This window comes from Kitasatospora sp. NPDC097605, from assembly GCF_040302725.1.
Classification (GTDB): Bacteria; Actinomycetota; Actinomycetes; order Streptomycetales; family Streptomycetaceae; genus Kitasatospora.
Genome location: NZ_JBEOSF010000039.1, coordinates 25,797 through 38,754, shown reverse-complemented (window position 1 = coordinate 38,754; position 12,958 = coordinate 25,797). Strand labels below are relative to the sequence as shown.

At 75.1% G+C, this 12,958-nt stretch carries 3 protein-coding genes; all 3 read right to left on the bottom strand.

Going from position 1 to position 12,958, the window contains the following annotated elements; translation table 11 throughout:
• Window positions 1-8 precede the first annotated feature (8 nt).
• From ABTX81_RS31830 to ABTX81_RS31820, 3 genes are read right to left on the bottom strand one after another with little or no spacing between them, the layout of a single operon-like run.
• On the bottom strand, window positions 9-4,475 hold the full coding sequence (locus tag ABTX81_RS31830) for a non-ribosomal peptide synthetase (protein WP_350552906.1): 4,467 nt from the start codon (window positions 4,473-4,475) through the stop codon (window positions 9-11).
• A complete protein-coding gene (locus tag ABTX81_RS31825; RefSeq protein WP_350552904.1) occupies window positions 4,472-10,720 on the bottom strand; it encodes a non-ribosomal peptide synthetase in 6,249 nt (2,082 codons plus the stop codon). The genes ABTX81_RS31830 and ABTX81_RS31825 overlap by 4 nt, the downstream gene beginning before the upstream one ends.
• On the bottom strand, window positions 10,717-12,612 hold the full coding sequence (locus ABTX81_RS31820; RefSeq protein ID WP_350552902.1) for an ABC transporter ATP-binding protein: 1,896 nt from the start codon (window positions 12,610-12,612) through the stop codon (window positions 10,717-10,719). The genes ABTX81_RS31825 and ABTX81_RS31820 overlap by 4 nt, the downstream gene beginning before the upstream one ends.
• Between the last annotated feature and the right edge of the window lie 346 nt (window positions 12,613-12,958).

The following is a 12,958-nucleotide window of genomic DNA, read 5'->3' as shown; positions in this document are numbered from 1 at the left end:
CAAACGGCTTAAAGGTCGTCGTCAAACTCGGCTTCGAGTTCCTCGATCTCGTCCTGGTCCAGGTCGAGGAGGTCGAAGTCCGACGCGGTGTGCCCCCCGGCGGAAGGGTCACCCGCCAGGCGGGCCAGGGCGGACAGCGCGTCCAGCCACAGCCGGCCGAACCGTTCGATCCCGGCCTCGTCGAAGAGGCCGGCCTGCCAGCTCACCGCCAGCGCCAGTTCCGGGCCGTCCGGCAGGTCCCGGACGGCCGCTACGGCCTCCAGCGCGTGCGGCGGCGTCGTACCGGGCTCCGGTGACCAGCCGGTCCCTCCGGACCGCTGCCACTCCCGCACGTCGCCCGCGGCGGACCGGCCCAGATAGGCGAACCCGATGCGCGGCGACGGCGCGGCCTCCAGGACCGGTCCGGTCTCGGCGTTCAGATGGCGCAGCAGCCCGTAGCCGAGCCCGTCGCCGGGCACCGCCCGCGACTGCTCCTTCACCGCCTTCAGCAGTTCCCCGGACGACAGGTCGGTCCCCGAGGTGTCCAGGCGCACCGGATGCGCGCTGGTGAACCGGCCCACCGTCCGGGACGGGTCCAGCCCGCCGACCGGGTGGCGGCCGTGGCCCTCGACGTCCACCAGCACCACCCGTCCGCCCGACCAGCGCGCCACCGCCCCCGCCAGACCCGCCAGCAGCACCTCGTGGACCCCGCAGTGGAAGGCCGGGGCGACCCGCTCCACGAGCGCGCCCGCGTGCTCCTTCGGCAGGGTCCAGGTCCGGCGTCCCGCGGCGTGGCCGGCGCCGGGCCCGCCCGGCAGCGGCTCCGCGCCGTCGAGCAGCGCCGTCCACGCGGTCAGCTCCGCGACCCGCCCCGGGGCGGTCGCCTGCTCCGCCAGGGCGGCCGCCCACCGCCGGTAGGGGACGTCCACGGGGTCGAGGGCCGGCACCCCGCCCGCGGCGACGGCCTCGTAGGCGGCCCGCAGGTCCGTCAGCAGGATCTCCCACGACCGGGCGTCGACCACCAGCGGATGCGCCACCAGCACGAGCCGGCCGATCCGGCCGGGCCCCGCGTCCACCCACACCGCGCGGACCACCGCGCCGGCGGCGGGGTCCAGCCGCGCGGCCGCCTCCCGCGCGCACCGCCGCGCGACCTCGTCGAGCTCCCCGGGGTCCGCCGCCACCCGCGTGACCAGCCGCGCGGCGTCCACCGCGCCCCTGCCGGAGACGACCACCCGGGGCTTGCCGGCCTCCTCGACGATCCGGCTCCGCAGCATGTCGTGGGTGTCGGTCAGCAGGCCCAGCGCGGCGGCCAGCGCGGCCTGCGACAGACCGCCGGGCGCGCCGACGCTCACCCACTGCGCGGGCGCCGTCCCCCAGAGGTCCGTCATCGGCGTCCGGGCGACCTCCCCGGCGCCCCCGGCCGGACCACCGGCCAGGCCGGGGATCCCGGCGATTCCCGCCGGGGTCCGGTGCTCGAACACCTCGCGCGCGCCGAACACCAGGCCGGACCGGCGGGCCCGCGCCGCCAACTGCATCGAGGTGATGGAGTCCCCGCCCAGCTCGAAGAAGCCGTCGTCCGCACCGACCCGGTCCAGGCCGAGCACCTCGGCGAACAGCGCGCACAGCACCCGCTCGGCCTCGGTGGCCGGTTCCCGGCCGGTGACGCGTCCGCCGAAGTCGGGCTCCGGCAGCGCCGCCCGGTCCACCTTGCCGTTGGCCGTCACCGGCAGCGCGTCCAGCACGATCACCGCCGCCGGCACCATGTAGCCCGGCAGCGCCCTGGCGACGTCCTCGCGCAGCCGCTCCGGATCGACGGGGCCGCCGGACACGACATAGCCGATCAGGCGCCCGTCCCGGGCCACCACCACGGCCTGGTCGATGCCCGGCCGCCCGGCCAGCACCGCCTCGACCTCGCCCGGCTCGACCCGGTGGCCGCGGATCTTCACCTGGTCGTCGGACCGCCCGACGTACACCAGTTCGCCCTCGTCCGTCCAGTACGCGATGTCGCCCGTCCGGTACATGCGCTCGCCGGGGGCGAACGGGTCCGCGACGAACCGCTCCGCCGTGAGCCCCGGACGGTCCAGATAGCCCCGCGCCACCCCCGCGCCCGCGATGTGGAGATCGCCCGGAACGCCCGGAGGCAGCGGCCGCAGGAAGACGTCCAGCACGTACAGCCGCCGGCCCGGCAGCGGACGGCCGATCGGCAGGAGCGGCCCCAGCCGGTCGCCGGGCGCGATCGCCTTCCAGGTCGCGCACAGGGTGGTCTCGGTCGGGCCGTAGGTGTGCCAGACGACCAGGTCGGGGCAGGCCCGCCGGACCCGCTCCACCTCGCCGAGCGGCACCACGTCGCCGCCCGCCAGCACGTCGCGCAGCCCCGCGAAGGACTCCGGCGACTCCTGCGCCAGCGCCCGGAACTGACCCGCCGTGATGTTCACCGAGACGAGGCCCCGGGCGACCTGGGCGGCGAGGCGCCCCGCGTCGACCACGCCCGGCTCGGCGATCAGCACCCGCGCGCCGGAGACGAGCGGCACCCACAGGTCGTACAGGGACGCGTCGAAGGTGTGCGGCGCGTGCATCAGCACGGTGTCGCCCGCTCCGACGCCCCACACCGGGTCCCCCGCCAGGGCCGCGACGCCGCCGTGCGGGACGGCGACGCCCTTCGGCGCCCCGGTCGATCCCGAGGTGTACATCACGTACGCCAGGTCGTCCGCCCCGACCGGGACCAGTGCGGTCCCGCCGTCGGCGGCGGCGTCCGTCCTGATCGGCGCATGGCCCGGGGGCACGGCGGCGGCGGTCCCCTCGGAGCACACCACCGCGGCGACCGCGGCATCGGACAGCATGAACGCGATCCGCTCCGCCGGGTAGGCCGGATCGACGGGCACGAACGCCGCTCCCGCCTTCCACACCCCGAGCCAGACCGCCGGCACCTCCGGCGAACGCTCCAGCAGGACACCGACCCGGTCGCCGCGCCGCACGCCCCGGTCCTTCAGCAGCCGCGCCACCCGGCCCGACCACGCGTCGAGTTCCGCGTACGACCAGTGCCGGTCCCCGGCCGTCAGCGCCGTCGCGTCCGGGGCCCGCTCCACCTGCCGGAGGAAGAGGCCCACCGCCGTCGGCGCGGCGATCGCGTCGCCCGTCCCGTTCCACCGGTCGACGACCAGCTCACGTTCGGCGTCGCTCACCAGGTCCAGGCGGCCCATCGGCGTGCCCGGCTCCGCGATCATCCGCTCCAGGGCCCGCACCAGCCGGTGGTGGGCGGCCTCGGCGACCGCGGCGTCGACCATCCCCGGCTGGTACTGCAGCTCGGTCTCCAGGCTCTCGCCCGGCATCACGCCCAGGGTGATCGCATAGGGGGACGCCTGGTGGAACTCCCGCAGGGTCAGAGCCAGTTCACCCGGGGACGCCGGGCCCGCGGCGGGATCGACGTAGTTCTCGAACACCACGATCGTGTCCAGGCCCGCCCCTCCGAGCTTCTGGATCTCCGGGAGCCCGAGGTGCTGGTGCGCGATCAGCGCGGACTGCCGCTCCTGGAGCTCCGTCAGCGTCTCCAGGACCGTCTTCGCCCCGTCCAGCCGCACCCGCACCGGCACGGTGTTGATGAAGAGCCCCACCATGCCCTCCGCGCCCGGAAGGTCCGCCGGACGCCCGGAGACCGTCGCGCCGAAGAGCACGTCCCGGCGGTGCGCCAGCCGGGCCAGCACCAGCGCCCACGCGCCCTGCACCAGGGTGTTCAGCGTCAGCCCGTGGGCACGGGCGAACTCCACCAGGGCGGCGGTGAAGGCCGGTGAGTGGCGGATCGCCGTCCGGACCGGCAGGTCCGGGGCCCGGCCGGGCCGCTCGGGGACGCCGAGCGCCGATCCGTCGGCGCCGGACAGCTCGGCGCGCCACGCCGCCCGGGCGGCGTCCTTGTCCTGCAGCCCCAGCCAGACCAGGTGGTCCCGGTAGGAGGCCGCCGACCGCAGGCCCGACGCGGAGCCGCCGGCCGCGTAGACCTCGACGAGCTCCGCTTCGAGGACCGCCCGCGACCACCCGTCCATGAGCAGGTGGTGGCTCGTCGTCACGAGACAGTGCCGCCGCGGACCGAGCCGGATCAGCGTCAGCCGCAGCAGTGGAGGGCGCGTCAGGTCGAAGCCCCGGGCGCGCTCCTTCGCCGCGATCGCGGTCGCCTCGGCGAGCGCGTCCTCCTCGGCCAGGCCGGACAGGTCGCACTCGGTCCAGGGGAGTTCCGCCTCCCGGGGAATGAGCTGGACCGTCTCGCCGGACTTCCGCCGGTGGAAGGACGCCCGGAGCGTCGCGTGCCGGTCGAGGAGGGCCTGCCAGGACCTCCGGAGCCGCTCCGGGTCCAGCGGCCCGTCGATGAGCTGGGACTGCTGGATGACGTAGATGTCCGGCGCCCCGTCGTCGAGCGAGGAGTGGTAGAGCATCCCCTCCTGCATCGGTGACAGCGGCCAGAGCTCCGCGAGCGCCGATCCGTGGGACGTGGTCGACCTGGTCACGATGTCTGGCCTCCGCCGAAGTGTGCCGCTATTTCCTCGAAGCCCTCGATCTCGTCCTGGTCGAGGTCGAGGAGGTCGAAATCGGACGAGGTGTGTCCGCCGGCGGCGGAATCGTCCGCCAGGCGCGCCAGGCCGGACAGCACCTCCCACCACGTCCGGCCGAACCGGTCGATCCCGGCCTCGTCCAGGGCGCCGGCCGGCCCGCTCACCATGAGCGTCAGTTCCGGGCCCTCCGGTGTCTCCCGGACGACCGCGTCGGCCTGCAGCGCGTGCGGCAGTGCCATGGCCGGATCCAGCGAACCGCCGATGTCCCCGGCCTGCTGCCACGGCGCCACGTCGTCCCGCCGCCCCGCGGGGAAGCGGCCCAGGTAGTTGAATCCGATCCGGGGCGCGGGCAGGGCCTCCAGGACCGGTCCGGTCTCGGCGTTCAGATGGCGCAGCAGCCCGTAGCCGAGCCCGTCGCCGGGCACCGCCCGCGACTGCTCCTTCACCGTCTTCAGCAGCTCCCCGGACGACAGGTCGATCCCCGAGGTGTCCAGGCGCACCGGATGCGCGCTCGTGAACCAGCCGACCGTCCGGGACAGGTCCAGCCCGCCGACCGGGTGGCGGCCGTGGCCCTCCACGTCCACCAGCACCACCCGTCCGCCCGACCAGCGCGCCACCGCCCCCGCCAGACCCGCCAGCAGCACCTCGTGGACCCCGCAGAAGAACAGCGCCGGAAGCCGTCCCAGCAGCGCCGACACCTCGGCTCCCGACCTCGTCCACGACCGCGAGCGCACGCTCCCGGTGCCCGCCGCCGTGCCCGGTTCCGTGCCCGCTTCCGGCCGGCCGGCCGGACCGTCCCCGCGGCCCAGGAGGGCCTGCCACGCGGGCAGTTCGCCGACCCGTTCGGCCGAGACCGACCATTCCTCCAGCAGACCCGCCCACTGCCGGAACGGCACCGCCACCGGCTCCGGCGCGGGGGTCCGTCCCGCCGCGACCGCCTCGCAGGCCTCCCGCAGATCCGGGACCAGGACCCGCCATGACATCCCGTCGACGGCCAGGTGGTGCACCGCCAGCACCAGCCGGCCCACCCGGCCCGGCCCGGCGTCCACCCACACCGCCTGCGCCATCACGCCCGCCGCCGGGTCCAGCCGTCCCACGGCGTCCCGCACCGCGCCCGCCACGGCCTCGTCCGGCGCGCCGCCGTCGAGGCGCACCCGCCGGACCAGACCGGCCGCGTCCACCGAGCCTCGGCCACCGACGACCAGCCGTCCCCGCTCGACGCGGGCGCGCAGCATGTCGTGCGTGTCCACCACGGCGGCCAGCCCGGCGGCCAGGACCGCTTCGCCCAGGTCCGCGGGCGCGCCGACGACCACCCACTGCGCGAAGCCCGCACCGGTGATCCCGTCGCCCAGCATCCTCATCACCGGCGTCCACGGCACCTCGCCGGTGCCGTCGGCCGTCGCGGGCCGGGGGCGTTCCGGCAGCGGCGCCTGCGGCACCAGCCGCGCGAGCCCCTCCGGCGTCTTCTGCGCGAAGACGTCCTGCGAGGCGAGGGCCAGTCCCTCCCGCCGGGCCCGCGCCACCAGCTGCATGGCGGTGATCGAGTCCCCGCCCAGGGTGAAGAAGCCGTCGTCCGCGCCGACCCGCTCCAGGCCGAGCACCTCCGCGAAGAGCCGGCACAGCACCCGTTCGTGCTCCGTGGCCGGCTCCCGGCCGACGGTCCCGGCGGTGCGGCCGGGGTCGGGCAGCGCGCCGCGGTCGATCTTCCCGTTCGGGGTGGTGGGCAGCGCCGCCAGCGCCACCACGGCGGGCACCATGTGCTGGGGCAGCCGGGCGGCGAGGTACTCCCGCACCGCCTGCGGATCGGCCTCGGCCGGCGACACGTAGGCCAGGAGGCGGTCGTCCCGGACGACCGCCACCGCCTGGGCGACCCCCGGGTGGCCGGACAGGACGGACTCGATCTCGCCGAGCTCGATCCGGAACCCGCGGAGCTTCACCTGCTCGTCGGCCCTCCCGGCGAACACCAGCTCGCCGCGGCCCGTCCGGTAGACCAGGTCCCCCGTCCGGTACATCCGCTCACCGGCGGCGAAGGGATCGGCGACGAACCGCTCCGCCGTCAGCGCCGTACGGCCCAGGTAGCCGCGGGCCACCCCGATCCCCGCCACGTACAGCTCGCCGACGATCCCCGGCGGCAGCGGCCGGAGGAAGACGTCCAGCACATGGCAGCGGCTTCCCGCGATCGGTGTCCCGATCGGGACGACGTCCCGGCCCGGCGCCAGCGGCATGCTCATCGCGGCGCACACCGTGGTCTCGGTCGGCCCGTAGGCGTTGATCAGCCGGCGTCCCTGCGACCAGCGGTCCGCGAGCCCCGGCGCACAGGCCTCCCCCGCCACCACCACCGTCTCCAGCCCCGCCGGCAGCAGCTCGGCCGTGGCGAGCACCGACGGCGGGACCGTCACGTGCGTGGCGTCCCAGCGCTGCAGTGCCTCGGCCAGCGACACCCGCGGCGGCAGGTCGCGCTGCGGCGCCATCACCAGCGTCGCCCCTGAGAGCAGCGCCATCAGCGCCTCCGAGACCGTGGCGTCGAAGCCCAGCGCCGCGAACTGCAGGACCCGTGACGACGGCGACACGGCGAAGCGGTCGATCTGCGCCGCCGCCAGGTTCCCCAGGCCCGCGTGGGTGACGACGACCCCCTTCGGCGTGCCGGTCGACCCCGAGGTGTAGATGACGTACGCCGCGTCCCGCGGCCGCGCGCCCGGCGCCACCGCGTCCGGGCCCGCCGCGAGGTCCAGGTCGTCGAGCACCACCGAACGGTCGGCGAACTCCCCGGGCACGGCGTCCCGCGTCCCCCGTTCGCACACCACCAGCACGGGATCCGTGTCTCCCAGCAGCAGGCGCACGCGCTCGGCCGGATACCCGGGATCCACCGGGACGAAGGCGCCGCCGGCCAGCGACACCCCCAGCATTCCGACCAGCCACCGCGCCGACCGCCCCACGACGAGGCCCACCCGGGACTCCGGGCCGGTCCCGCGGGCCCTCAGCACGGCGGCGAGCGCCGATGCCCGCTGCCAGAGCCGCTCGTAGGTCAGCTCGCCGTCGCCGTCCACCACCGCCACCGCGTGCGGCCGCTCCGCCACCACCCGCGCCACCAGCACCGGCAGGGACTCCCCCGCCGCCAGAGCCGCTTGCGAGTCCTCCACCCGGTCCCCGGCCGCGCCGAGCCGCCCCACCAGGGCGGACGGGTCGGCGGCCATCGCGGCGAGGGCGCCGACGAACCAGCCGAGCACGGACTCGGCGACGGTCTCCTCGATCTGCCCGTGCCGGTAGGCGAGTTGGATCCTGAGACCGTCCCCCGGGATGATGCCGAGGGTCAGCGGGTAATGGGTGCCCTCGACCGTGCCCAGATAGGTGAACCGGTCGGTGAAGTCCCGCGGATAGTTCTCGAACACCAGCAGCGTGTCGAACCTCGCGCCCGGCCCGCCCGCCCGCTGGATCTCGGGCAGTCCCAGGTGCTGGTGCGGGATCAGGGCCGCCTGCCGCCGCTGCAGACCGGTGAGCAGGTCGGCGACCGTCCGCCCGCCGTCCAGCGACACCCGGACCGGCACGGTGTTCATCATCAGTCCGGGCATCGACTCCACGCCCGGGAGCTCCGCGGGACGGCAGGCGACCGTGGTGCCGAACACCACCTCGGTGCGCCGCGCGAGCCGGGCCAGCACCGTCGCCCAGGCGCCCTGCACCATCGTGTTCAGCGTCAGCCCGAGGTCGCGGGCCACCCGGGTCAGCCCGGCGTGGAGCTCCGGCGTGACGTGGGTGACGCGGTACTCGTACCCCGTCCCGGCGGCCGACCTCGCGATCGACGCGTCCCCGTCGAGGCCGGACAGCTCCGCCCGCCAGGCCGCGCCGGCCGCGTCCTTGTCCTGCCGGTCCAGCCAGGCCAGGTAGTCCCGGTACGACGCCGCGCCGATCCGCTCCGGGAGCCGGCCGCCGGCCGCGTACGCCTCGGCCACCTCGTTGAGGATGACCGCCACCGACCAGCCGTCGGTCAGGATGTGGTGGTGGACGACCAGCAGGCGGTGCCGGTGCTCGCCGATCCGCGCCAACAGCAGCCGGAACAGCGGGCCCGCGGCCAGGTCGAACCGCTGTTCCTGCTCCCGCCGGGCGAGGGCCTCGACGGCCGCCCCGGCGTCGCCCTCGCCGGTGAGGTCGACCTCCCGCCAGGGCAGGACCACGTGTCCGGCGACGGCCTGGAGCGTCCGGCCCGAGGCGAGCCGCACGAAGCTCACCCGGAGCTCGGCGTGCCGTGCGAAGACCGCCTCCCACGCGGCCCGGAGCCGGGCCGCGTCCAGCGGCCCGTCCAGCTCCAGGATCCACTGCGCCTGGTAGATGTCGAGGCCCTCTTCTTCGAGGGTCGACTGGAAGAGCAGGCCCTCCTGGAGCGGCGCGAGCGGCCAGGCCTCCTCGGCGCCCGGCACGGCGGCCGCCAGCTCGGCCTCCTCCTCCGCGCTGAGCGCGATCAGCGGACCGGCGCCGGGGCCGGCGGGGTCATCGGCGGGGACGGCGAGCGCGGCGGCCGCCAGCCGTGCGGGGGTCCGCTCGGCGAAGATCTGGGAGGGCGTCACCAGCAGACCGGCCCCGGCCGCGCGGGCCGCCAGCCGCATCGCGGAGATCGAGTCGCCGCCCAGGGCGAAGAAGCTGTCGTCGACACCGACCCGGTCCAGGCCGAACAACTCGGCGAACAGTCCGCCCAGGACGCGCTCCGCCTCGGTGGCGGGTTCGCGGCCCCCGGCCGTCCCGCCGAAGACCGGCGCGGGCAGCGCCGCCCGGTCCACCTTGCCGTTGCCGGTGAGCGGAAGCCGGTCCAGCGGGATCACGACGGCCGGGACCATGTACTCCGGCAGCACCGCCCCGAGACGCTCGCGCAGGACGACGGGATCCGCGTCCGTCACCGCGTAGCCGATCAGGCGGCCGTCGACCGCCACCACGACGGCCTCGTGGACCTCCGGCCGGGCGGTCAGCGCGGCCTCGATCTCACCCGGCTCGATCCGGAACCCGCGGATCTTCACCTGGTCGTCGGCCCGGCCCGCGAACAGCAGCTCGCCCTCGGCGGTCCACCGGGCGAGGTCCCCCGTGCGGTACATCCGGCCGCCGGGCACGGACGGATCCGCCACGAACCGCTCCGCCGTCAGCGCCGCCCGGTCCAGGTAGCCGTCCGCGAGGCCGGCGCCGGAGAGGTAGAGGTCGCCGACCGTGCCCGGCGGCACGGGCAGCAGCGACGCGTCGAGCACCTGGGCCCGGCGGCCCGCGAGCGGGCGGCCGATCGGCAGCGCGGGCCCCAGCGCGTCGCCCGGCCGGAGCAGGTGCCACGTCGCGCACAGCGTCGTCTCCGTCGGACCGTACAGGTGCCGGATCCGCGCCCGGGGGATCGCCCCGCGCACCTTCTCCACCGCGGCCGCGGGCACCACGTCCCCGCCCGTCAGCACCTCGTGGAGGCCGGTGAAGGACTCCGGGGACTCCTCCGCCAGCGCACGGAAGCTCCCCGCGGTCAGGTGCACCTTCGTCACGCCGGCGGCGACCGCCTCCCGCAGGCGCCGGGCGTCCACCGCGCCCGGCTCGGCGATCACCACGCGGGCGCCCGAGGCGAGCGGCACCCAGATCTCGAAGAGGGAGGCGTCGAAGGCGTGCGGCGCGTGCACGAGGACGGCGTCACCGGGGCCCACCGCCCAGCCGGGGTCCCCCACCAGCTCGGCGACGCTCCGGTGCGGGACGGCCACGCCCTTGGGGACCCCCGTCGACCCGGAGGTGTACATCACGTACGCCAGGTCCCCCGGCCGCACGGGGACCGCCGACGCCTCACCCGGGGCCTCCTCGTCCGTGACGACGATCGACTCGGCCCCCTCGGGAACCCCGCCCGCCGCCGCGGCCGAACACGCCACCAGGGACGCGCCCGAGTCCGCGACCACGAACGCCACCCGCCGCGCGGGATGGGTAGCGTCCACCGGTACGTAGGCCGCTCCCGCCTTCCAGACGGCGAGCAGCGTCACCACCAGGTCCGCGGATCGTTCCATCAGGACCGCCACCCGGTCGCCACGGCGCACGCCCCGGCCGATCAGCCGTCCGGCCAGCCGGCCCGCGAGCTCGTCCAGCCGCCGGTAGGTCAGCGTCCGGTCCCCATCGACCACGGCCACGGCGTCGGGCGTCCGCTCCGCCTGGCAGGCGAACAGCTCCGGTACCGTCGGCGCGGCCAGCGCTGCGGAATTCATCGTCGCCCTTCTGGAGCCGTCCGGGGGACCGGTCCGGTCCCGTTGCCGTCGAACACGCGGCCGCCGGGCAGCCGGCCCTCGGGCCCGTCGCCCCCGGACCCGGCCCGGACGCCGCCCGACCCGGCGAACTGCGTGCGGTAGAGCTCCGCGTAGAGGCCGCCCCCGGCCAGCAGCTCCTCGTGCGTCCCGCGCTCCCGGACGCCTCCGTCGTCGATCACGACGATCTGGTCGGCCTCACGGATCGTGGACAACCGGTGGGCGATCACCAGGGAGGTGCGGTCGCGCAGCGCGGTCCTGAGCGCCCGCTGCACGGCGGCCTCCGACTCGGGGTCCAGGTGCGCGGTGGCCTCGTCGAGCACGACGACCGAGGGTGCCTTCAGGAGCAGCCTCGCGATGGCCAGTCGCTGCTTCTCCCCGCCCGACAGCCGGAAACCGCGGTCTCCCGCGACGGTGTCGAGCCCCTGCGGGAGGGAGGCGACCAGGTCCCAGATCTGGGCGCCCTTGCACGCCTCGATCAACTCGTCCTCGGTGGCGTCCGGACGGACGTAGCGGAGGTTCTCCCGGATCGTGTCGTGGAAGAGGTAGGTGTCCTGGCTGACCACGCCCACCGTCTCGCGCAGCGAGCCGAAGGAGAGGTCCCGGAGGTCGTGTCCGCCGACCCGCACGGTGCCGGAGGTCGGGTCGTACAGCCGGGACACCAGGTGGGTGAGCGTGCTCTTCCCGGCGCCGGACGGGCCGACGAGCGCGGTGACGGTTCCGGCCGGAGCGCGCAGGCTCACCCGGCGCAGGACCTCCGGCGACGCCTCCCCGCGGTCCCCTCCGCCCCGCACGTTCTGCTCCAGCGACGGCAGCGAGACCTCGTCCGCGCCCGGGTAGCGGAACGACACGTCCTCGAACTCGATCTCCGGGGCGGTCTTCCAGGTGAGCGTGACGGCGTCGGGGCGCTCCTCGATCAGCGGCTTCAGGTCGAGCAGCTCGAAGATCCGGTCGAAGCTCACCAGGACGACCAGCGCGTTCGCCTGCATCCCGGACAGCTGGGTGATCGGCCCGAACAGCCGCCCGAGCAGGGCGGCGAGCGCGATCAGCGTGCCGAGCTGGAACGCCCCGGAGAGCACCAGGCCGCCGCCGACCCCGTAGGTGAGCGCCGTGGCGAGCGCGGCGATCAGCATCATGATGACGAAGGCCATCCGGCCGTAGACGATGACGCTCACGCCGATCCCGCGCAGCCGCTCCGAGCGGGCCCGGTACTCGGCCGTCTCCTCGTCCGGGCGGCCGAAGAGCTTGGAGAGCACCGCGCCCTGGGCGTTGAACCGCTCCTGGAGGAGGCCGGCCAGGCCGGCGTTCAGCTCCATCGACTGCCGGGTGTAACGCTGCGTCACCCGCCCCACGTACACCCAGGGAACGACGAACAGCGGGATCATCACCAGCGTGATGACGGCGACGATCCACGACAGGTAGAACAGCTCGGCCAGCACCAGGACGACCCCGATCACGCTGGGGAGCGCCATCAGCAGCTGGCTGAACGCCTGCTGCGTCATGATCAGGTCCGTGTGCAGCCGTCCGACCAGCACCCCGGTCTGGGTGCGGGTGAAGAACGCGACCGGCAGCCGCTGGACGTGCTCGATCGACTGGACCCGGACGTCGTAGCTGACCCCCTGCCCGATCCACCCGGCGAGATAGGCGAGCGCCAGTTGCAGCAACGCGTCGAGGACGGCGAGCCCCGCGGTGAGGCAGGCCAGCCGGGTGACGGCTCCGGAGTCGTCCTTGAGGATCCCATCGTCGACGATCTGTTTGAGCAGCAGCGGAGTCGCCACCACGATGAGCGACTCCAGTACGGCGACAATTGCGAAAAGGGCGATTTTGCCGGTGTGCGGGCGAAGGTAGGCGAGCACCCTGCGCGGCGTATCGGGGCGCAGCTTGGCCGGCCGGGGATCGTCGCCGCCCCCACCGGTCCTTTGCACCCCCCTGCTGGACGGCATCATGACCACCCGGACATCCCCTCTCCCCGTCACCGAAGTCCGCGGGTCCATCGTGCTGATCGGACTCGCTGTCCACGAGTGGGTGTCCACGGGGCGGTGTCCAAGCGAGCGTTTCCGGCACTTGGACACCGCCCCCCTGATTCCGGTGCCGGGAATTCCCCGATGGTCGTGAAATGAACCGACCGGGGAATTGAGGGAGGGAAAGCGAAGGACTCACCGGCGGAATGCCGGTGAGTCCTTGAGTGCGGGGTGCGTCAGC

What these genes read in the sequence shown, in the direction of transcription:
- ABTX81_RS31825 (WP_350552904.1), bottom strand. Translation starts at nt 10,720, where the DNA reads ATGAATTCCGCAGCGCTGGCCGCGCCGACGGTACCGGAGCTGTTCGCC.